The 21771-nt window shown below is 58.1% G+C and carries 17 protein-coding genes; 6 read left to right on the forward strand and 11 right to left on the reverse strand.

Annotation, left to right across the window (positions count from 1 at the left end; genetic code table 11):
- Positions 1–227 precede the first annotated feature (227 nt).
- Together OQ287_RS10050 and OQ287_RS10055 are read right to left on the reverse strand one after the other, a co-directional pair.
- Complete coding sequence (locus OQ287_RS10050) at positions 228–953, reverse strand: GntR family transcriptional regulator (RefSeq protein WP_250939386.1); 726 nt, start codon at positions 951–953, stop codon at positions 228–230.
- A gap of 74 nt (positions 954–1027) precedes the next feature.
- Positions 1028–1891, reverse strand: a complete 864-nt coding sequence (locus OQ287_RS10055; RefSeq protein ID WP_265896350.1) for an alpha/beta fold hydrolase — start codon at positions 1889–1891, stop codon at positions 1028–1030.
- A gap of 95 nt (positions 1892–1986) precedes the next feature.
- Between OQ287_RS10055 and pabB the strand changes: the two genes are divergently transcribed.
- Positions 1987–3363 carry an aminodeoxychorismate synthase component I gene (pabB, locus tag OQ287_RS10060; RefSeq protein ID WP_265896351.1) on the forward strand — a complete coding sequence of 459 codons (1377 nt, stop codon included), beginning with the start codon at positions 1987–1989 and terminating at the stop codon, positions 3361–3363.
- Between the two features lie 106 nt (positions 3364–3469).
- Positions 3470–4084, forward strand: a complete 615-nt coding sequence (locus OQ287_RS10065; RefSeq protein ID WP_265896352.1) for a phosphoadenosine phosphosulfate reductase domain-containing protein — start codon at positions 3470–3472, stop codon at positions 4082–4084.
- A gap of 67 nt (positions 4085–4151) precedes the next feature.
- Here OQ287_RS10065 and cysB read toward each other — a convergent pair whose 3' ends face one another.
- On the reverse strand, positions 4152–5120 hold the full coding sequence (cysB, locus tag OQ287_RS10070) for an HTH-type transcriptional regulator CysB (protein ID WP_250939392.1): 969 nt from the start codon (positions 5118–5120) through the stop codon (positions 4152–4154).
- A 143-nt stretch (positions 5121–5263) separates the two neighbouring features.
- Here cysB and OQ287_RS10075 point away from each other — a divergent pair, with 143 nt between their 5' ends.
- Together OQ287_RS10075 and trxA are read left to right on the forward strand one after the other, a co-directional pair.
- A complete protein-coding gene (locus OQ287_RS10075) occupies positions 5264–6043 on the forward strand; it encodes a sulfite exporter TauE/SafE family protein (protein ID WP_322974122.1) in 780 nt (259 codons plus the stop codon).
- Between the two features lie 133 nt (positions 6044–6176).
- Complete coding sequence (gene trxA, locus OQ287_RS10080; protein ID WP_250939395.1) at positions 6177–6500, forward strand: thioredoxin; 324 nt, start codon at positions 6177–6179, stop codon at positions 6498–6500.
- Positions 6501–6555: 55 nt separating this feature from the next.
- Here the strand turns inward: trxA and OQ287_RS10085 are convergent, their stop codons facing one another.
- The 6 genes from OQ287_RS10085 to OQ287_RS10110 form a co-directional block, all read right to left on the reverse strand.
- A complete protein-coding gene (locus tag OQ287_RS10085; protein WP_250939397.1) occupies positions 6556–7632 on the reverse strand; it encodes an AI-2E family transporter in 1077 nt (358 codons plus the stop codon).
- A gap of 127 nt (positions 7633–7759) precedes the next feature.
- Positions 7760–8266: an STAS domain-containing protein gene (locus OQ287_RS10090; protein WP_265896354.1), complete on the reverse strand. Its 507-nt coding sequence runs from the start codon at positions 8264–8266 to the stop codon at positions 7760–7762.
- Entirely contained in the window at positions 8259–9401 is a 1143-nt protein-coding gene (locus OQ287_RS10095; RefSeq protein ID WP_250939401.1) for a PP2C family protein-serine/threonine phosphatase, read from the reverse strand. Before OQ287_RS10095 ends, OQ287_RS10090 begins: the two co-directional genes overlap by 8 nt.
- 39 nt (positions 9402–9440) lie before the next feature.
- Positions 9441–10178, reverse strand: coding sequence for an MlaA family lipoprotein (locus OQ287_RS10100; protein WP_250939403.1), 738 nt, complete (start codon positions 10176–10178; stop codon positions 9441–9443).
- Positions 10179–10307: 129 nt separating this feature from the next.
- The gene (gene hrpA, locus OQ287_RS10105; protein WP_407658257.1) at positions 10308–14171 is read right to left on the reverse strand and encodes an ATP-dependent RNA helicase HrpA; all 3864 of its coding nucleotides are present in this window, start codon (positions 14169–14171) and stop codon (positions 10308–10310) included.
- Between the two features lie 198 nt (positions 14172–14369).
- On the reverse strand, positions 14370–16019 hold the full coding sequence (locus tag OQ287_RS10110) for an AMP-binding protein (protein ID WP_265896355.1): 1650 nt from the start codon (positions 16017–16019) through the stop codon (positions 14370–14372).
- Between the two features lie 219 nt (positions 16020–16238).
- Here OQ287_RS10110 and cysK point away from each other — a divergent pair, with 219 nt between their 5' ends.
- Positions 16239–17198 carry a cysteine synthase A gene (gene cysK, locus OQ287_RS10115; RefSeq protein WP_265896356.1) on the forward strand — a complete coding sequence of 320 codons (960 nt, stop codon included), beginning with the start codon at positions 16239–16241 and terminating at the stop codon, positions 17196–17198.
- Between the two features lie 61 nt (positions 17199–17259).
- Here cysK and OQ287_RS10120 read toward each other — a convergent pair whose 3' ends face one another.
- Together OQ287_RS10120 and OQ287_RS10125 are read right to left on the reverse strand one after the other, a co-directional pair.
- On the reverse strand, positions 17260–19092 hold the full coding sequence (locus OQ287_RS10120; RefSeq protein WP_265896357.1) for a VWA domain-containing protein: 1833 nt from the start codon (positions 19090–19092) through the stop codon (positions 17260–17262).
- Between the two features lie 28 nt (positions 19093–19120).
- Positions 19121–19558: a hypothetical protein gene (locus OQ287_RS10125; protein WP_250939412.1), complete on the reverse strand. Its 438-nt coding sequence runs from the start codon at positions 19556–19558 to the stop codon at positions 19121–19123.
- A gap of 137 nt (positions 19559–19695) precedes the next feature.
- Between OQ287_RS10125 and OQ287_RS10130 the strand changes: the two genes are divergently transcribed.
- Positions 19696–21747 carry a S9 family peptidase gene (locus OQ287_RS10130; protein WP_265896358.1) on the forward strand — a complete coding sequence of 684 codons (2052 nt, stop codon included), beginning with the start codon at positions 19696–19698 and terminating at the stop codon, positions 21745–21747.
- Positions 21748–21771 lie beyond the last annotated feature (24 nt).

Genomic DNA, 21771 nt, shown 5'->3' on the forward strand with positions numbered 1-21771 from the left:
TCAATGTTTTTCTTTTCGATCAATCCTGAAAATCAAAACCAAATCAGTAGGTTGCGCTACTTCAGCTGCCTGGCCGTTTGCGACGTCCCCGGCAGCGGATGCGTACTTTACGCTCGCACCGCCCCGAACACAACCCCTTCGATGAAAATTAATTACCCGAAAAGCAGGACCCCCGCTGAGAGGCACTCACAGCGGGGGTCGGGCCCTACATATCGCCGTAAAAAGATTCAGATACTGTCTCTACGCCGAGAAATAGGCTCCATCTTCTGCTCGGCACGCTCAAGCGTCATGGCATAACGCTCAGCCACCAACTGCCGGGAAGCGGTAATGTGACGACGCATCAGGGTTTCGGCGAGCTCTTCATCACCTGCGGCAATCGCATCCACAATGCGGTGGTGCTCGACAAAGGCGCGCTGCGGCCTTGTTCCGGTAGCGCTGTACTGCGTGCGATAAAGACGAACCAGGTAATAAAGGTCATCACATAATGTTGTCATCAACATTCGGTTGTGACTGCCTCTGACAATATGGAAATGAAAATCCAGATCCCCTTCTCGCTGCATGTAGGCTTCATCAGGCGGAAGGTCCTGCTGGCGTTCGTGTGTATCCAGAAGGCGGCGCAAGGCTTCAAGCTCTTCCTGCGTCATATGACGCGCAGCAAGGCGTGCCGCCATGCTTTCAAGCGCTTCACGAATATCAAATAGTTCCAGCAGCTCACGCATCGATAACTTGACGACACGTGCCCCTACATGCGGTACGCGCTCGATCAATCGGTGCGTTTCCAGGCGACGCATCGCCTCACGCAGTGGCCCACGAGAAATACCATAGCTTTTGGCAAGCCCGGGCTCGGTAATACGACTGCCTGCAGGCAGATGGCCACGAACGATGTCGTCCTGCAGTTTCTGGAAAACGCGTTCAGCGATCGTACGAACTTCAGTAGCGGACGAAGTAGTCATGGAAGCGTGAGTTCAACCTGCTTGAGTAACAACATGGCTCTAAAGTGACAAGCCTTCATGGAGACACCATAGCATCAAGGATTGTCGGCTGATATACGCCGCTCAATCAGCCCGGCCAGAAACCGTGGCTTCTGAAACGGCAGAGAGTGATCGGTATCAGGTAACTCATGAAAGGACCATCCAGTTCGAGTCTCAGCCAGATGATGGTGATAATCCTTCATGCTTTGAGGACTATTCCCCCCCACCACACTGATGACATCGTGCTGGCAGGACAGCAGCGTCTCCCGGCAGGTTGTTGAGATGGCGGCCGTCACACAGTCAAGCGCATGTGCAAAGCCTTCATGGCGGCGTGCAAGGCGGCGCACGGCAACCTCTTCCACACGCGAATCACGTGTTCGATGGGGTGAAATCAAATCAAGAAAATGCCCTACCCCTTCTACTGGCGACTCGCCTTCCCGAATAATCCGTGCCGCGGCGCTGTATTCATCACGAACTCTGATGGTCAGGGCCCGGTCCATCCGCTCAAGCAACGCTGGCTCGAGCAGGGTCATGTGATGTATTCGCTCACCTAGACGCGCTTTCAAAAGCATGGCCGCCAGCCCACCAAAGGAGTAACCCGCTATATCCATATCTGCTATCTGCTGCTGATCAAGCAGCTCGCTGATATCATCAACCACATCCGCCATAGAAAAGGGAACATCACGCCCCCCGGGATGCACTGTACGCCCTGCCCCGCGAAGATCGGGAATCAGCACGTCCCGGTAGCGGGAAAGATGAGGCAGCAGGCCACCCCAGCAGACAGCACCCGAGAGCCCGGCCCCATGAAGCAGCAACAGCGGCCGTGTCAGGTCACCTTCCGCTCTCACCAGGCGCTGCCAGTAAACGCATTGGTCTACGCGCGCCATCCTGCCATGTAATTGCTGCCAGCCTTTTGCCATACGGAGCGCTCTTCCAATCCATGTTCGATACGCCAGGATGGTACCATCCAGCACTCGTTTCAAGCCCAGTGCGCCCGTTCAAAACGAAGACTGCCATGACACGCCAGATATTGACTACGCTGCCCTACGCAGAAACACCGCTTGATTACTTTGCAACCATCAAGGAATGCCCTGGTGCAATATTGCTCGATTCGGGAAGGCCCAGGGCTACCTCGGGGCGCTTTGACATTCTATCAAGCGACCCACGCTGCATCCTGACAGTAGACGATAGCGGCATTCACTGGAGCGGTGACGTTCCGGACGCGCTGCTGCAGGAAACAGATCCTCTGGTAGCCCAACAGGCCCTGCTGAAGCAGTTCGATATCACTACGCCGATAACCGACCTGCCCTTTACGGCGGGCCTGCTTGGCTTCTGGAGCTACGACGCCTCTCGCCTCGTCCAGCAGTCTCCTCGTCAGCAGACTCTCCCCGCCACTCCGCCCTGGGTTCGTGTGGGCTTCTATGACTGGGCACTTGTACTGGATCATGATCTGAAAAGCGCCACACTTGTCTGCAGTACAGAAGAAACCCCGGCGCGCGTTGCAAAACTGACCAGAACAACGCCCCCACCTTCAGGCCCCTTTTATTGCCGAACCCCCTTTCAGGCACAGTGGCACCGAGAGCAATACGGGGAAGCCTTTCGACGCGTACAGGACTACCTTCGCGCCGGCGATTGCTACCAGATCAATCTGACCCAGCGGTTCAGCGCCCACGTGGAAGGAGACAGCTGGCGCGCCTACTGCCAACTTCGACATGCCACGCCCACTCCCTTTGCAGGCTATACAACATGGGAAAATGGCGCGCTGCTGTCCCTGTCCCCGGAGCGCTTTCTACAGTGCCATCACGGAGAGTTGATGGCACAGCCCATCAAGGGTACCCGCCCTCGCGGTGAGAGCCCCACCGATGATACGGCTCAGGCCAGCGCACTCATGGAAAGCCTCAAGGACCGGGCCGAGAATGTCATGATCGTGGACCTGCTTCGAAATGATCTAGGCCGGGTATGCACACCCGGTAGCGTGATGGTGCCTGAACTGATGGCACTACACTCGTTCCCGAATGTTCATCATCTTGTAAGCACCGTCACTGGCACCCTGGCCCCTGAACACACTCCCCTGGATGCTCTGATGGCTGCCTTTCCCGGCGGCTCGATCACCGGCGCGCCAAAGCATCGGGCCGTCGAAATCATTGATGAACTCGAACCCGTGGCACGAACGCTCTACTGCGGATCGCTGGGTTATGTCGATGTACGGGGATCGATGGATACCTCCATCATGATTCGAACAGCCGTGATTGATGGCCAGCAGATGCACTTGTGGGGCGGCGGTGGCATTGTGGCGGACTCCGATGAACAGGAGGAGTTTGATGAATCGATCGCCAAGATCCGTCACTTGATGGCAGCCGTGGAAACATGTGCCATGGATGGAAAGCAATAAGCTTTGAACAGATCGATATTGGGAGAGGCCACACTGACTTTGATAGGCTCTATGCCATCAATGGGCGCTGCACGTGGCGGCGGGCAATCACTACCGTGAGGAAAACATGGATATAGACACTATCAACGAACGCTACGGCCAGGACGCTCAGGCGCTGGTCAAATGGGCCCTCGAACAAGGTGGCACCCCCATCGTGACCACCAATTTTCGCCCGTTCGAAGCCGTCATTCTGCACATGGTGGCGCAGTTCAAGCCAGATATCCCGGTAGTCTGGATGGATTCCGGCTACAACACCCCGGCGACCTATCAGTTTGCCGATGAAGTAACCACGGCTCTGAACCTGAACCGCGTTGTTTTTCAGCCTCGCCGCACCCGAGCGCACAGAGAAGCCATCGATGGCGCTGTACCGGCGCTGGACGACCCGGCTCATGAAGCGTTCACTCATGAAGTAAAGCTGGAACCGTTCGAGCGCGCACTGCGTGAGATGGCACCCACCGTCTGGTTTACCGCTCTGCGGGCTTCAGATACCCAGCACCGAGCCAGCATGCAGCCGGTAAGCATCAACAGCGATGGCCTGATAAAGGTTGCCCCCCTGCTGCACTGGTCATCAAAGGATCTCTACGAATACCTTGTGGCGCACGACCTGCCCAACAACTTTGATTATTTCGACCCGACCAAGGGCGAGGAGACAAGGGAGTGTGGCCTGCACCTCTCACATTGATATCCTGATCATGAGACACGAAAAAGCCCGGCTGCCAAGCCGGGCTTTTTCGTGAAGCTCAGACACGCTACCTGACGGGTAGTACCACTTGGTCAAACAGTGAAGCCTCGTGTCTCGGGCCGGCCTCCAGGGCGGCATCCACGCAGTCGCGATCCAGATGACCGGCAAAGCGCTGAAGAAAGTCGTACATGTATCCACGCATGAACGTTCCACGTCGAATGCCAATGCGTGTAATCGAGCTTTCAAACAGATGCCCTGCATCAATCGGCACCAGATCGTGATCAGCAACCGGATCAACCGCCATGTGCGCCACGATTCCAACCCCCAGGCCAAGGCGAACATACGTCTTGATCACATCAGCATCCGAAGCCGTCAGCACCACATTGGGCGACAGCCCCTTGCGCTTGAAGGCCTCGTCGAGTTGCGAGCGCCCGGTGAATCCAAAGGTATACGTGACAAGTGGATGCTCCGCCAGGGCATCAAGCGTCAGCGGCTGGCCCGCCAGCGGATGATCTCGTGGCACCAGCACACACCGGTTCCAGCGATAACACGGCAGCAGAATCAGATCGGAGAAATGCTCCAGCGCTTCGGTACAGATGGCAAAGTCAGCCTGCCCGTCAGACACCATCTGCGAAATCTGCCTGGGTGTGCCCTGCTGGATGTGCAGTGCCACATCCGGATAATGCTGACGAAATTCCTGAATGATCGAAGGCAGGGCATACCGCGCCTGCGTATGCGTTGTCGCCAGCGAAAGATGACCACGCTGCTCATCGCTGTGCTCCTGTGCCACCTGCTTGATATTGCCTACGGTGCATAACACCTGCCCGGCCAGATCAATGATGGCACGGCCGGCCGGAGTCACGCGGGTCAGGTGCTTCCCACTACGTGCAAATATCTCGACGCCCAGCTCATCCTCAAGCAGGCGTATCTGCTTCGAAATACCTGGTTGCGATGTAAAAAGACTCTGCGCCGTGGCAGATACATTGAGGTTATGGCGGGAGACTTCCCATATATAGCGCAGCTGTTGGAGTTTCACGTAGCCCCCGGGCCCTGCGTAAAAGGATTTTTTTAATGCTATCAGGGAATAAAATAATGAACAATCATTCCTTTAAGGAATAAACGAGGCAGAGTAGGATACTCGGCTCGTATTGAATCCATGCCTGTTCCGGAGCCCGTTCCATGGATGTAATGGACCTGTTGATGTATATACTCGCCGGCGCTGGCGTTGGCTTTGCCGTGGGGTTGTCCGGAATTGGCGGCGGGTCATTGATGACACCGTTACTGCTGCTGTTCGGTTTTCCACCCAATGTGGCTGTTGGCACGGACCTCCTTTATGCTGCCCTGACAAAGTGCAGCGGCGCCTTCAGCCACCAGAAGCAGGGACATATTGACTGGAAGGTCGTAAAACGGCTGGCCATTTCAAGTCTGCCATCGGCCGTTCTGACGGTATGGATGCTGGATTACTTTTTCGACGGCAGCCACGCCTACGGCGACCTGATTACCAGCATGCTGGGCATCATGCTGATCGTGACGGCCGGTATCCTGATCTTCAAGACGCCCCTGCAACGCTTTGCCTCACGCCAGGATGGCTGGATACAACGTCACATTCCGGGACTGACGATTGCCTCGGGACTGATCCTTGGCGTTTGCGTAACCCTGTCCTCGGTAGGAGCCGGGGTATTCGGAACGGCCATCCTGATGCTGCTTTATCCGGGGTTTCGCTCCGGCCGCATCGTGGGCACGGACATTGCTCACGCGGTACCGCTGACCCTGATTGCCGGTACGGGCCACCTCTTTCTGGGGAACGTGGACTTTGCACTGCTGGGCGCCCTGCTCATAGGGTCCATCCCGGCCATTCATCTCGGGGCGCGCATGACACGCTTTCTTCCGGAAATGCTACTGCGCACCCTGTTGACCGGATTACTGCTGCTGTTGGGCATTCGTTACGCCTTTTTCTGAGCAGTAACCCTTGGGTTTTTGTTTAAAGCGCCCATTTACTACCTCCACAGGGGGATGTCATTTGCCACATTATCAGGCAACCGCTACCATCCCATGCAATACTGCGACGCAGTTGACTGATCTGGAGAATCTTATGAGTAATAATGTGGATGTAACTTCCGCCAACTTCGAGCAGGAAGTACTGAAATCCGACAAGCCTGTCATGCTGAAATTCTGGGCGCCGTGGTGCGGCCCCTGCAAGATGATGGCACCGGTCGTTGAAGAAGTCGCCGAAGAGAAATCCGACAGCGTCAAGGTGGTCAGCATCAATGTTGATGACGCACCCGATATTGCTGCAGAACAGGGTGTTCGCGGCGTACCGACGGTTGTCATGTTCAAGGAAGGCAATAAGGTTGCCTCTCTTGTAGGTGCTCAGTCCAAACCGCAGCTGGTACAGTTCATCGAACAGAACGTGTAAGCCAGACGGTCGTTATAAAAAAACCCACCTTCCGGTGGGTTTTTTCATGGGCGCCCTATTCTGTCTGCGCTTCTCGTATTTTTTTCCGGCGCCGTCGCGTTGGCCCGATCATGACAGACAGCCACCGGGTATCCGGATGACTATCAAGGGCAATCTTGAGCGACATGGTCAACGGCACTGACAGGAACATGCCTACCGGCCCCAGTATCCACCCCCAGACGACCAGAGACAGAAAGGCGACCAGCGTAGACATGCCCAGTGTCTGGCCCATCACTCGTGGCTCGACAAAGTTGCCCAGAATAAAGTTGATGCAGGCATAGGCTCCTCCCAGCATCGCCGCCTTGATAACCCCGCCTTCAGGCATCACCAGCGTCAGCAGTACCGCTGGAATCGCCGCCAGAATCGAGCCAATATTGGGGATGTAGTTCAGCAGAAACGCCATGACTCCCCAAAGGAAAGCAAACTGAACCCCCAGTAACACGCAAGCCAGTGAGACCAGCAGGCCGGTGACCAGGCTGATTACCGTCTTCACAACCAGATACCGCTGAAGTGTCAGTGAAAATTGCGTAAATCGCCGCATGCTTGCTTCAGGCTGGTCAAGTGCCAGCTCAAGCTTTTTGGGAAAATCGAGGGTTTCATAAAGCACAAAGACAATCAGCAGAAAAACGATCAATGTCTGTGAAAGCGCGCTGCCTACCCCACCCAGCAGCATGGGCATCAACCCGGTAATCTTGTCCGGATCAAAGAAATTTTCAGCCGAATGTCTGCTGACCGGAAGTCCCACACCTGCAAGCCAGTCAAGCGTTGAACCATAATAGGACTTGAGCTTGACCTCCATGTCCGGCAACTGATCGATAAAGGCATTGAGGTGGGAGGCAATCAAGGTACCAAAGGCCGCCATCAGGATAGCCAGACAGGCCAGAACCAGACACACGGAAGGCGTTACCGGTAGCCCCTTTCCATGCAGCCAGCTGACAGGGCGAGAGCACAAAACGGCAATGAATACCGATAGCAGGACGGGAACAACAAGGTCAGCCCCCACCTTCAGGCCGGTGATGATGATCACCAGCGAGGCCAGTGTCACTACCAGGTGATAGGGATAGTGGCGTTCGGAGTGTTCTCTGTCTTCCATGACAAGGTCCTTGAAAGTATAAAAAGCAGGCGAAGGGTATCAGATGCCCAGGCTGCGCAAGGCGCCAACGAGCCGACAGGCCTTGTCATCGAAAAAAAGTGGAGGGACGGCACCGCTTGCCGATTACTCAGCGAGAATAGCCTGCATCGAATCGTTGCAGTTCAAGAAGATCCACCAGAGGCTGAAACTCGTCGCGGTTACGGTCATTCATGTCCATTAACGTGCGGTGAGCATCAAGTATACGCTCACGAAGCCCCTCTTCGTCCACCTTCACCACCGGCAGATCATACAGCGGGCCAACATTGGGAGGCGGCGCCTCACTGAGCGTAACGTACTGCCCGAACCCCATGACCTCGAACATGCGAAGCACATCAGGATGGCTGGCAATGACCACCGGCTGACGGTTCAGGCGCGCCTTTATGGCAAGCGCGATCTTGGCCAGAAACCCGAGCGATGTCGAATCAAGATTAACGACATCGCGCAGATCGATAATCACATCCTCAAGATCCGTCAATCTCGCAAGCGCCGACACCTGCTGATCCAGAGTAGCGCACAGGGTCAGCCGAACGTCACCGGCCAGCTTGAGGATAAAGACATGATCTACATAGGCGGCTTGAATGCGTGCCTCAGTCATCGTGAAAACCACTCAGCATCATGATCGTCAAATCGTCAGGAAGAGCATCCCCGAGCACCAGTGACCCCTTGAGGTCGGCAATGGTCGCGGACTGTGCCACTCGCTGACGCAGCATTTCAACCTTTTCATCAAGAGTATCGGCATGAAGACAATCAAATACACCATCAGAGCATAACCAGAGACTGAACTCGCCTGCCAGCTGGCGCTTGAAAACCGGGAAGTTGACACCGGGGAACAAACCGATGGGCGGCCCTTCTCCCTCCAGTACGCTGACCGATGCCTCTTCCTTTAGAAAGGGCATGGGCATCTGGGCACCAAGCGCGTAATACAGGGCATGATCACGCCGGTCAATCATACCGACCAGCACGGAAGCATGCTTGCCAACCCCGGTCTCGAGGAGGTTGAAGTTCAGACTATCAAGCATCGCAGGCAGCAGGGCTTCAGGACGCTCACCATCCCAGGCAGCGATCGAACGCTGAATGAGCGACTTGATCAATACGGTCACAAACGCTGACGAGGCACCATGCCCAGAAACATCGATAAAGCTGAACAGACTGTAATGCTCACCCAGACGCCGATAATCAAGGAAGTCGCCGGACAGGTACAATGACGGCGCCAGCCAGTAACTGGCTGACACGCTATTGAGCTGCGCAGGCGACAACGGCAACAGTTTACGCTGGATCTGGCCGCCGGCGTACAGGTCTTCACGCAACAGGGTCAGATGAGTCTGAAGCTGCTCGTTCAGTGTCTCAAGCCGGTCCCGATCGCGAACGCTGGCACGGCGAAGCTCGAGGTTATCCAGCGCACGCTGCACCAGACGCAGAAAAAGCGTCTGATTGGCCATGGGGTCAATCAGATAATCCTCCACGCCTGCATCAATGGCGGTCACCACATCGACGTGATCGTAATACCGCTCACTGACAGCAAGCGTTGGATAAAGCTGTGCAACTTCATCCCACTGACGCCCCTCCAGTGCCGTGACATGCACCACTATCAGGGACAGTCGTCGACTCAGGCCTGCCACATCATCCAGCGGAAGGGGCTCGAACCCCTCACGTATCAGCAGCTCCACGAGCTGGTTACGCAAGGGGCCTGGACGGTCCACAACTCCGATCAACGGGCGGGATGCCATCATGAGTGTCCGGTACCGATGAACATGCGCAGCAACACTGAATTATTGAGAGAAATCATCATCACTGATATCCATGTTCCCGGAAGCAAACGGGTCTTCCGTCGCCTTGCCGTCATTGATGAGGAACTGACGGCGTTGCAGGTAGGCATCACGAATGAAGCTGTAGCGATCACCCTGCATCAGTTTTTCCTGCTCGAGGAGTGCCGCCCTGCCATTGACGACATCCACGGCTCGCAGGGAATAACGCACCTTGTCTTCCTCGACATGAGTCACAGGATCAAGATACCAGTTGACCGGGAAGCCGGCCGAATCACGCACCGTACTGGGCCCCAGAAATGGCCATACAATGTAGGGCCCCTGACCGACGCCCCAGGTGGCGAGCGTCTGACCGAAATCCTCGGGCTGCTGGTTCAGCCCCATTCGTGCGGCAGGATCCAGTATGCCGCCCAGTCCCAACGTGGTATTCAACAGAAAACGTGATCCGGCCACGCCGGCATCGGTCAGCTTCCACTGCAGGACACTGTTGAACAGATTGCCCAGCTCGCCAAGGTTGGAAAAGAAGTTGCCCACACCATCACGCACCGGCTCGGGTGTCACATACTTGTACCCCTGAGCGACAGGCTTGAGCGCATACCGGTCGAGCGTGTCATTGAAGGAGAACACGGCCCGGTTGTAGCCCTCCCAGGGGTCAGCCGGGTTCGACTGACCACCGGTACCGGCACATCCGGTCATGACGGCACCGGCCATGACAACGGCAATAACTGCGTTACTGGATCCCATAATTATTCCTTCCACGTTGGTCCCGAGCAGGACCTGTCCCTTGTTCCCTGCGAAAATGCCAGGCGACACCCTCGAGGGCGACTACCTTACACCGCTCACCCGTCTGCTGCAGCATCGAGCTTGCACGATTTATCCTGTCTGACCTTCGGTAATCTCCTTCCAGCGCCGTTCAAGACGCTTCGCGGAGACCGGTTCAAGAGTGCCAAGCTGTTGCGCAAACAGCGAAACGCGCAATTCCTCGATCCACCAACCAAAGTCTACTAGCTCTGTATCCGGTACGCCCTGCTGGAGTGCGCGAGACTGGCGATTGACCAGGCGCTGTTCAAACGCATTGATCTCGTCCATCGCCAGCTGATCACGACGCAGTTCGCGCGGCGCTTTCTCGAGGCGAATCAAGGCCGCCTCCATATACCGAGGATAGTGTCGGAGCCATTCGCCTGAGTCGGTTATAAACCCACGGTAGACCAGTCGCGACATTTGCGCCTTGATATCGGCATACGTACGCGCCAGTTGAAGATTGACCTGGCCCTTTAGCTGCTTGCTGACCTGCAGGTGTCCCTTGAGCGCCGGCTCGAGCTCACGAAGCAGTGTTTCCGCGACAGGCACCACCTCACTACGGCCTGCCTCGATTCGCTCCCGCATGGCCTCGGTATCACGAGGCAGCGGATCATATGCAAAGGCCTTGAGGAAGCTGGCATCGACCACATCGTTTATCAAATCCCGCCGTGAGCCGACATTGGCAAACAGCAACACACACCGCTCAAGTCCGGTCAGCGATTTTGACAGGTAACGCACCTGCTCCGGCAAGGCCAGCATGGCCGCACGCTTTATGCCATGACGATGATGGTAATCGGCCTTGGCCGGATGATCGTAAAGACTGACGCCCAGACTCGCCTGCTCATCCACCAGCGCCGGATAAGCCTCCACGCGGATACCAGCCTGGTCCCGCACAAATGAAGCAGGCAGCGATTGCAGAGGGAAGGCATCGAGGCCGGTCTGTTCAAGATTGTCACTGGCCAGTGCCCGGGTACTGAGCCGCGCCTGCTCGCTGAAGCGACTTTCCAGCTCATCCGCGTCACGTCCCTCGCCCAGAAAGGAGCCATCGTGGGCTACTACCCGGATATTCATGATCAGGTGCGGTGGAAGCTGATCAGGCTGCCAGACATCCAGTGGCAGACGTACCCCGGTCTTTTGCCGCATGAATTCAGCCAGAGCGGCTGAAAGTGGCACGTCCGCCGGCACCAGCGCTTCAAGCGCTGCATCTACCCAGTCGGGGATCGGTACAACCTGACGACGGTACTGCTTGGGGAGGGACTTCATCAGCGCGATCGCGCGATCCCGTAACAACCCAGGCACCAGCCACTCAAGCTGGGCTCGCGGCAACTGGGACAGCATGCTGGCCGGTACGGTAATGCTGACACCATCATCCACGGCACCAGGTTCGAAATGATAACTCAGCGGGTAACGTACGCCGCCCAGATTCAGCTCGTCCGGATAGCGCTGTTCGGTCACTTCCTCGGCGTTGCGCGCCAGCAGGTAGGCCTTGTCCAGCATCAGAACCTGCGGGTCCTGCTGTTCGGCGTGGCGGCGCCACTTCTCGAAACTCTTGCCGTCCACGACCTCCTCTGGCAGGCGGGCTTCGTAGAACTCGGCCAGTGTATCTTCGTCAACGAGAATATCGCGCTTGCGCGCTCGGTCCTCAAGGGCCTCCACTTCATCAATCAGGGCTCGATTGTGTTCGAAGAAAAGACCCCGCGTCTGATACTGCCCTTCTACCAGTGCATGGCGAATGAAAATGGCGCGGCACTCTTCCGGAGCGATGGGGCCGTAATTGATACGACGACGACTGACCACCGGCAGACCAAACAGTGTGACCTGCTCCAGAGCAATCACCTGCGCCCGCTTCATTTCCCAGTGCGGGTCGCTGTAGCTTCGCTTGACCAGATGACCGGCCATGGGCTCAACCCATTCCGGCTTGATTGCGGCCACTTCACGTGCATAAAGGCGCGACGTTTCCATCAGCTCGCCAGCCATTACCCATTTCGGCGTCCGTTTGCCCAGGCCGGAGCCTGGATGAATCACAAAACGCCGGTTGCGAGTTCCCTGGTACTCCCGCTGTTCATGCTTGAGACCAATATTGGACAGAAGGCCTGCCAATAGCGCCCGGTGCAGCTGCTCCCCCTCGGCGGGCGTCGCATCAAGCTCAAGCCCCATCTCACCGATCAGCTGACGCAGCTGTCGGAACGTATCGTGCCACTCGCGCAGCCGGATGTAATTCAGGTAATTATCACGACACCATCGGCGCAATCCGCTGCCCGACCGCTCGGAACGCGCCTCGTCAAATCCCTTCCACAGATTGAGCCAGGCAACAAAGTCCGAGTCCGGGTCCTGCCACTGGCGGTGCTTTTGATCTGCCGCCTCACGCTTGTCAGCCGGGCGCTCCCGCGGGTCCTGCACGCTCAGGGCACTGACCACAATCAATGTTTCACGCACGCTACCCAGCGGGCCGGCCGCCACGATCATCGCAGCCAGACGCGGATCGATCGGCAGCCTGGCCAGTTGACGTCCCTGATCGGTCAATCGGTGACGTTCATCGACAGCCCCCAGCTCGAACAGCAGGCGAAAGCCATCGCTGATGAATCGCTGGCCGGGTGGATCCACAAACGGAAACTCGGCAATGTCTCCAAGTTTCAGGGCCAGCATCGACAGGATGACCGAGGCCAGGTTGGTTCGCTGGATTTCAGGCTCGGTAAATGCCGGCCGCGATAGAAAGTCCTCTTCACTGTAAAGACGTATGCATACACCATCGGCGATTCGGCCGCAGCGTCCCTTGCGCTGGTTGGCACTGGCCTGACTGACCGGCTCCACCGGCAGCCGCTGCACCTTGGCCCGGTAACTGTAGCGACTGATACGCACCAGCCCCGGATCAATGACATATCGGATGCCGGGTACGGTCAGTGACGTTTCGGCCACGTTGGTCGACAGCACAATGCGGCGGCCGGTATGCGAGGAAAAAACCCGGTTCTGCTCGCTGTTGGACAGCCGCGCATACAGCGGCAGGACTTCGGTATCACGCAGTCCGGCCCGCCTCAGCGTATCTGCGGTTTCCCGAATCTCTCGCTCCCCCGGCAGGAAGATCAGTATATCCCGGGGGCCGGTATACCAGTGGTTTGCCCGCTCGATGGTATCGATTTCTTCCACCGCCCGAACAATGCCCTGCTGAAGTGTCAGGTCATCCTCCCCCTCTTCATCACGTACCAGGGGCCTATACAGCGTCTCGACCGGGTAGGTTCGACCGGAGACTTCTACCACGGGAGCATCGTTGAAATGGCTGGAAAACCTTTCTACATCGATGGTCGCGGAGGTAATGATGACTTTCAGGTCCGGCCGGCGCGCGGTCAGACGCTTTAAATACCCCAGCAGGAAATCAATATTGAGGCTGCGTTCATGAGCTTCATCAATGATGATGGCCTCGTAACGGGACAACCAGGGGTCATGCCGGGTTTCTGCCAGCAGTATCCCATCGGTCATCAACTTGACCAGCGTGGTATCGGTGGTCGTATCCGTAAAGCGCACCTGATAGCCGACAGCACCGCCCAGCGGCACCTGAAGCTCTTCAGCCAGACGCGTCGCGACCGAGCGGGCTGCCAGCCGACGCGGCTGGGTATGACCGATCAGACCTCGCTGCCCAAGCCCGAGCTCAAGACACATCTTGGGCAGCTGCGTGGTCTTGCCGGAACCGGTTTCACCGGCAATCACCACCACCTGATGGTCGGCAATCGCCTGCCGAATGGTGTCCCGCTTTTCTGCCACCGGCAGCTCCGGCGGATAGTCGAGGACAAGGGGCTGTGCCTGACGACGCGCACGTTGCGAGGCGGACGCGTCTATCCGGCGCTCGATATCGTCAAGCGCCTGATCAATCGGCTTGCCTTCGGCCAGCCGGCGCTTGAGCCTGTCGAGCCGACGCGCGAGGGCGCCGGCATCACTGCGCATGCAGTCATCGAGTTGACGAAGCAGAGCCTTCCGGCGTGCGGAGGCATCCTGTACAGGTGTAGTCAAAGGAGGTACCACGTATTGGGTAAGTCATGATGGCGCCTTCACCGGCACTCAGGTCGGAAGCGGCCAGAATAATGGGCGTATTGTAGCGGCTGTCAGGGCAGCGTCCACCCTGGCGGCAGACGCTACCCCAGGTCAGGCAGCCTGATCGTCGCGCAATTTGCGACGCAGCACCTTGCCGACGTTGCTCTTCGGAAGCTCATCGCGGAACTCGATCTGCCGCGGCGTCTTGTAGCTGGTGAGGTGCTTCTTGCACCATGCACGCAATGTGTCCTGATCAAGAGCGGGATTGCTGCTGACCACAAAGGCCTTGAGCATTTCGCCACTGTCTTCATGAGCCACGCCCACCACAGCGGCTTCCACGACATCGGGATGTGAGACCAGCACTTCTTCCACTTCCGTCGGGTACACATTGAAACCGGATACGATCACCATATCCTTCTTGCGATCGACAATACGTACCACACCATCCTCTTCCAGTACGGCAATGTCGCCTGTCAGCACCCAGCCATCGCAGATGGTGCCGTCAGTCGCCTCGGCATTCTTCCAGTACCCCTTCATCACCTGCGGCCCTCTGACGCACAGCTCCCCCGGTGACTTGCGAGGCTGCGGCTGCCCCTCATCGTCAATCACCTTCAGGGAAGTACCGGCCACCGGCCGGCCAATGGAGCCCAATCGAACATCATCCGGAGGATTGACGCATACCACCGGGGACGTTTCCGTCATGCCATAGCCTTCCAGCACATCACAGCCGGTTACCTGCTTCCATTGGCCGGCTGTTTCCCGGGAAAGCGCCATGCCACCTGAAATGGTCAGTTTCAATGCTGAAAAATCCAGCGACCTGAATGCATCCTGTTTCAGCAGGCCTGAAAACAGGGTATTCAGCCCGACAAAAACACTGAATCGATGGCGCTTGAGCGTGGCGATGAACCCCTTCATGTCCCGCGGATTGGGAATAAACACACTGTGATTACCGGTCCAGCAACAGAACATGCAATTCACGGTAAAGGTGTAGATATGGTAGACCGGCAAGGGAGCAATCACGATCTCATTGCCTCGCCCAATCGCTCCCTTGAGCACTTGAGCCGTCTGCAGCATGTTGGCGATCAGATTGGTATGGGTCAGCATCGCGCCCTTGGGCTTGCCGGTCGTGCCGCCTGTATACTGCAGTACGGCCAGCTCATCTAGTGCGGGCTTGTGCCGCTCATAGGCAGGCGAGGTCGCCAGCACGTCACGCATCGATACGGCCTCCGGCAGGTGATAGTCAGGCACCAGCCGCTTCAGATAACGCGCCCCCAGATTATAAACCCATCGTCTGGGCGCATCATGCAGGTCAGCCACATCCGTTATCACGACCCGTGTAATACCGGTATGAGGCAGGGCCTCGGCCACCCGATCAGCCATGTGAGACAGCACCAGCACCCCTTTCACACCGGCGTCATTGAACTGACTGACCATCTCCTCGGCGGTGTAGAGGGGGTTGGTATTGACCACGACCATCCCCGCCCGCATCGCCCCGAATACCGCCACCGGATACTGAAGCAGGTTGGGCAATACAATGGCAAAGCGATCACCGCGGTTCAGGCCACTGTGATGCACAAGCCAGGCGGCAAAGCGGTCAGCATATTCATCCAGCGCCTTGTAGCTGAGCGTTTGCCCCATGCAGGAAAAGGCTGTGCGGTCATGGTAACGCTCGCAGGCTTCATCAATGACGGCCAGCACCGAGTCATAACGTTCAAGGTGCTCCAGCGGCTCACCTTCCAGTAACCACGAGGGAGTATTCATGAATAGTTCCTTGTTCTGACCCGGGCCCGGTCATACGCGCCGGCGAATAAAAGGTATGCCATGCTATCACTATCGGTCGGCAGGCCTCGATATTTGCCTGCAAAAACACCACCTTGGTCGAGTACGCTGTCGTAGACAAGGCAGCGCAGCCCGGCATAGCAATCGCCTTCACCGCAGATTAGTCTGTGCTTACATTGATACGCCATAGGACACCCCTTGATGAGTGCTGTATATACGGACAACTCCCGGACCATCGGTCAGACACCCCTGGTCAAAATCAACCGGCTGACCAGCCACCCCAGACTGTTCGCCAAGATCGAAGCCAGAAATCCGGCCATGTCCGTCAAATGCCGTATTGGTGCCAGCATGGTGTGGGACGCCGAAAAACGTGGCGTACTACGCCCCGGCATGGAAATCATCGAGCCCACCTCGGGCAATACCGGTATTGCACTGGCCTTCGTCGGCGCGTCTCGTGGCTACCCGGTGACACTGACCATGCCCTCCTCGATGAGCATGGAACGTCGTCAGGTCCTGATGGCCCTGGGCGCCACCCTTGTGCTGACCGAGCCCGCCAAAGGCATGAAGGGCGCGGTGGATCGGGCAAGGGAAATTCACGATGCCGATCCCGAGCGCTACTTCATGCCGCAGCAGTTCAATAACCCGGCCAACCCGGCCATACATATCGAAACCACCGGGCCGGAACTCTGGGATGCCCTTGATGGCAACATTGACGCGCTTGTTGCTGGTGTTGGCACCGGCGGCACCCTGAGCGGCATTTCGCAATACTTCGAACACCATCGTCAGCATCCCCTGCACAGTGTAGCCGTGGAACCGGCCGAATCACCGATCATCACCCAGCACATGAACAGTGAGACCATCTCGCCGGCACCACACAAGATTCAGGGTATCGGGGCAAACTTCATTCCCGGCAATCTGGACATGTCGATTGTCGATCAGGTAGCAACCGTCAGCAGTGACGATGCCATGGCCATGGCACGGCGCATCATGAAAGAGGAAGGTATTCTCTGCGGCATTTCCTGTGGGGCAGCCATGGTGGCTGCCCTGAGGCTCGCCGATGATCCGGCCTGGGCTGATCGCACCATCGTCGTCATCCTGCCGGACAGCGGGGAACGCTACCTTTCGAGCCCGATGTTTGAAGGCATGTTTGACGACGCCTGATACCTGACAGCCCCTTCAGATGACACAACGCGGCCCACGGGCCGCGTTGTGTCATCCAGCATCAGCTGTCTTCATCAGACCCCAGATGCGGCTCACGCCGCTGCGTCCGGCGACGGCGATTTACCGCAGCCCTGCGCCACAACAGCAACAGCAGTGCAGCAGCAGCCACTGCCCAGACCCAGGGCATGGCGGCATAATGCTTCAACACCGGCGCCAGGGTCTGCCATTTCTGCCCCGCCAGGGCCAGCCAGCCCTGCAGATTATCCGGAGTACCTGCATCGGCCTCGGGAGCACGCTCAGGCATGTCACTGGCCGTGATGTCCCCGCGAGACTGCGCATCGTTCAACGCGGAATCAGCATCCGGATTGAGCAGCACATCCGGTAAGTCAATGGTGCGCTGCGCATTGCCAATATCCACGGTTGCCTGCAGGTGTACCGGTACGGTCTGCGGCGGAATATCAGCCGGCAGCGTAACGCGCCATTCACGTGGAGCTGCAGGTGTTACCGTCAGGGGCTCACCCTGCAGACTGGCCATGACGCGCGCCGTGTCATGATTCAGATCGGCCTTGACGGCCTGGACGCGAATAACCCCTTCACGCGCATCAAGTGAAGCGCTCAGGGCCGGCACGACATTGACACTCTTTACTCGCAGGCGTTGCAGGTCTTCCCCCTCTGCCAGCAGTCTAAGCCGGGCATTTCCCAGCTGACTCACACCGTCCAGTCGCCCCTGGTAGTGGCCATTATCATCGCGACTTTCGAGTTCGGTATTCGCCAGTACCTTGCCCTGATTACTGACCAGACTGGCACGCATCGACAGAGGAGCCACGCCGACATCACCGGCGCGCACCGTGTCACCGTTGCTTTCAAGCCAGGCATCCAGTGGACGCGGAAAATACTGGTACAGCGTAGGAGTCCCGGTATCGACCTGCAGTCGCAACCCGGAATCGATCATGATACGGCTGCCCGGGGCCAGACTACCCTCCACCTTCCACATACCGGGCATGGGAGATGGCAGAGTGACCAGGTCAAACCGGTCACTGGTCTGCCAAAGTGCCTCCCCGGGCGCATCCGCCGTCAACTGCTGCCCATCAGGGCCCACCAGCCGCAAGGGCGAAGCCCCTTCCTCATGAAAAAGCAGGGCGCGGACGCTATCCACGCGATTATCCAGCCGAAAGCGACCCTGTGTCAGCGGCACCTGCTGAAACGGAGCTACCTGGGAAAGTACATCAAGAAAGGAGCGGGTCAGAGCCGCCGAGGTATCTGCAACGCTTGCCAGCCCACCCGTCTGCTGGGACAGCGTGGTCAGCAGTGCTTGGTCGGTGTGATCCGACAGGGCAATGGTATCCACCACAATGCCACGACGCACGAATTCCGGTACAAGCTCGTTCAGCAGCCGATCCCGGGACGCCTGGTCGCGGGCAGTCTTGTCACCGGTAGAAGGCGATGGCAGATCCACCATGCCGTCGGTCAGCAGAATCACATGAACGGGCCCCTGCCCGGAGCGGGCGCCCTGCAGGGCACGGGAAAGCCCCTGCTCGATATCGGTAAACTGCTGATAGCGTGTCAGTGCGGGCAGCGCATCAACGACGGAAGCCCGCCATGCACTGTCGGCTGACGCCATCGGCACCGGATTGTCCACCCGGCTGCCGAAGGTCCAGAGCCCGCCGCGGGCATCAGCGGGCAGCAAGGCACTCCAGAGCCTGATACCGCTGGCCCGAAGGTTACGCGGATCATTGGCCTTCATGCTGCCTGATACATCGACCAGCAACCGAACGGAGGGGGGACCGGGCGTGGAATCAGCCATCGCCGCCGGCCCCCCGGTCAGCAGAAGCATCATCCCCAGCAGGACCATCGTCAATGTGCCGGGGCTGCGCCTGTCTCGACGAATATTCATACATTCTCCCTGCATGGGTGGCGAACTCTCACGTCTGACGAACAGTCGGCTCGCGCCTAGCCTCGGCCGTTCCTGTCGCTCGCCGTTTTGCCGGTGTGTCATTGTCATCGTCATTGCTGCGTGATGAGCCGACGCGGCGTGCCAGCAGCAGCGCCAATCCAAGCCCTGCCACCATCCCGATCACCATGACAAGGCCGGCACCGGACACCTGACCGCCGTCATGCTGCAGGATACCCACGACAAAAACGATCAGCGCAGGCGCCCAGCCGGAGTAGCCCAGCTGCTCCTCGGGCCCTGGAATGGAAAACATGCAGGGCGTCAAAAGCGCACCGGCCACCAGCCCGGTCACCACCAGACGCGGCAGGCGCGCCATGAAGCCGATGGCAAGGTAGCCTGTCACCAGCACCACCAGTGACAGGCCAAGATAGGTAAGCCACAACAGCGGCTGTGAATCTGAAATCAGCACAATGAAACCCCGGTTTACTCGATCTGCAACGGATCAGAGCGCACCCGACCCACGGGTATTCATACCGCGTCAGATACGGTCGCTCTGTGCTATGGTCGCGTTACTTGCACCACTCACGGCATGTTACACGACCTATTATGAAAGCACAGCCAGCGACTCGTTCCCCTGCACAGCTCTTTTATCGCTCCGACGACCCGGATTGGCACTGGCTTGAACAGCGCGATCACCCGGACGTGGAAGCCTTCCTTGTGGCCACCAACGCTGAAAGCGATGCCTGGTTCGAGCCGCTGGAAGCCACCGTCGATCACCTCTATCGGGGTCACCTTGCGCGCCGCGAACTGGCGGTCAAGGGCGTTCCCTCGCCTCTTGATACCCATGTCTACTGGAGCGATACGGCAGCAGATGCGGAGTATCCTGTCTGGTGGCGCCATCCCATCGGCGAACCGGATGCCTCCCAATGCCTGCTGGATATGCCGGCGCTGGCACAGGGAGAAGACTTCATAGAACTCGGAGACATGGCCGTTTCCCCCAGCGAGCGTTACCTTGCCTGGACACTGGATACGCAGGGCAACGAGTACTTTGATCTGTATCTGCGCGATCTGGAAAGCGGAGAAACCCGCAGGCTCACAACGGATATCGGTCCCGAGGTGGTCTGGGCCGAAGATGATGACACGCTACTGTTTACCCGCTATGACGAAACCCAGCGGCCGGCAACGGTCTGGTGGCTAAGTCATGCCCGCAATGAAGAGCAGTGTCTGTTCGAGGAAAGTGATCCGGAATTCTGGGTAGGTATCGACAAGCTCCGTTCACGTCAGTGGCTGCTCATCGACACTGCGTCCAAGACGTCTTCGGAAACGTATCTGGTACCGGCAGGCGCACCGACCACCGCGCCGCGCTGCGTCAGACCACGCAGGCCAGGCGTCGAATACAGCCTCGATCACCGTCCCGGCCGGTTCTACATTCTTCACAACGAAGCCGCGCCCCACTTCGAGCTTGCCGTCGCCCCGGAAGCCGACCCGGCCGCCTGGACACCATTTATCGCTCACCGCGACGATGTCACCCTTGACGGCATGGACTGCTTTGACTGGGGCATCATGCTGGCCGAACGTGACCATTCACAGGCTCAGGTCTATCTGCGGCGCATTGAACTGGATGACGCGCATCAGACGCATCACGACAGCTACCTGGCCCTGCCCTCGCCCCTGTGCCATCAATCACTGGCCGACATGCCCCACTTTGACAGCCGTGTGCTGCGCCTCAGGGAAGAGTCATTCACCATTGCGCCGCGCTGGGTCAGTCTGGATCTGGACAGTGGTAAGCGTACCGTTCTGAAGACGCAGACCGTACATGGCGACCTGCAACCGGACGACCTTCACTGCGAACGTGTCTGGGCCGAAGGCCACGACGGCGAACAGATTCCGGTGTCGGTCGTGATACGCAAGGACCTCGTCGGCAAGGGGCCTCTTCCTACCCTGCTGTACGGTTATGGTGCCTACGGTGAAGTACTGGACCCCTGGTTCTCGATTGCCCGACTGGAACTGCTGTCCCGTGGCATGGCCTTTGCCGTGGCCCATGTCCGTGGTGGCGGAGACCGGGGTGAACCCTGGTATCTGGCCGGCAAGCTCGAGCACAAGCAAAACAGTTTTCACGACTTCCTTGCCGCGCGCCATGCCCTCGTCAATCAAGGCATCAGCGACCCAACCCGCATCGCAGCCTATGGCGCCAGTGCCGGCGGGTTGCTGGTGGGTGCGAGTCTCAATATGGAACCGGAAGCATTCAGCGCTGCCGTGCTGGACGTGCCCTTTGTCGATGTGTTGAGGACCATGGAAAACCCGGCCCTGCCACTGACCACGGCAGAGTACAGTGAATGGGGCAATCCGGATGAGCCGGACGTCAGACAGCGCATTGAAGCCTACTCCCCGCTGGATAACATCGAGGATCTGCCGTACCCGCCGGTTTTCCTGCAGGGCAGCTGGCACGATACCCGAGTCCCCTACTGGGAACCGGCCAAGCTGTATGGCCGCCTCAATCATTTGAGCGCCCTGCGTGGCCCGGTCCTGCTGCGAACCGACATGACCTCGGGTCACGGCGGCGCGTCCGGCCGTTTTGCGGCATGGAAGGATGGTGCGCGCCAGGATGCCTTCATCCTGTGGGCACTCGGAATGGCCTCACGTCATGTGAGCGAATAACGTATCACGCAGGAAACAACAGCC

Origin of the sequence: Larsenimonas rhizosphaerae (genome assembly GCF_026240105.1) — a bacterium.
GTDB lineage: Bacteria > Pseudomonadota > Gammaproteobacteria > Pseudomonadales > Halomonadaceae > Larsenimonas > Larsenimonas rhizosphaerae.

Bases quoted from the DNA above. Each gene is read 5' to 3' on its own strand.
- OQ287_RS10050 (WP_250939386.1), bottom strand. From the start codon at position 953: ATGACTACTTCGTCCGCTACTGAAGTTCGTACGATCGCTGAACGCGTT.
- OQ287_RS10055 (WP_265896350.1), bottom strand. From the start codon at position 1,891: ATGGCAAAAGGCTGGCAGCAATTACATGGCAGGATGGCGCGCGTAGAC.
- pabB (WP_265896351.1), top strand. From the start codon at position 1,987: ATGACACGCCAGATATTGACTACGCTGCCCTACGCAGAAACACCGCTT.
- OQ287_RS10065 (WP_265896352.1), top strand. From the start codon at position 3,470: ATGGATATAGACACTATCAACGAACGCTACGGCCAGGACGCTCAGGCG.
- OQ287_RS10075 (WP_322974122.1), top strand. From the start codon at position 5,264: ATGGATGTAATGGACCTGTTGATGTATATACTCGCCGGCGCTGGCGTT.
- trxA (WP_250939395.1), top strand. From the start codon at position 6,177: ATGAGTAATAATGTGGATGTAACTTCCGCCAACTTCGAGCAGGAAGTA.
- OQ287_RS10085 (WP_250939397.1), bottom strand. From the start codon at position 7,632: ATGGAAGACAGAGAACACTCCGAACGCCACTATCCCTATCACCTGGTA.
- OQ287_RS10090 (WP_265896354.1), bottom strand. From the start codon at position 8,266: ATGACTGAGGCACGCATTCAAGCCGCCTATGTAGATCATGTCTTTATC.
- OQ287_RS10095 (WP_250939401.1), bottom strand. From the start codon at position 9,401: ATGATGGCATCCCGCCCGTTGATCGGAGTTGTGGACCGTCCAGGCCCC.
- OQ287_RS10100 (WP_250939403.1), bottom strand. From the start codon at position 10,178: ATGGGATCCAGTAACGCAGTTATTGCCGTTGTCATGGCCGGTGCCGTC.
- hrpA (WP_407658257.1), bottom strand. From the start codon at position 14,171: ATGCGCAGTGATGCCGGCGCCCTCGCGCGTCGGCTCGACAGGCTCAAG.
- OQ287_RS10110 (WP_265896355.1), bottom strand. From the start codon at position 16,019: ATGAATACTCCCTCGTGGTTACTGGAAGGTGAGCCGCTGGAGCACCTT.
- cysK (WP_265896356.1), top strand. From the start codon at position 16,239: ATGAGTGCTGTATATACGGACAACTCCCGGACCATCGGTCAGACACCC.
- OQ287_RS10120 (WP_265896357.1), bottom strand. From the start codon at position 19,092: ATGAATATTCGTCGAGACAGGCGCAGCCCCGGCACATTGACGATGGTC.
- OQ287_RS10130 (WP_265896358.1), top strand. From the start codon at position 19,696: ATGAAAGCACAGCCAGCGACTCGTTCCCCTGCACAGCTCTTTTATCGC.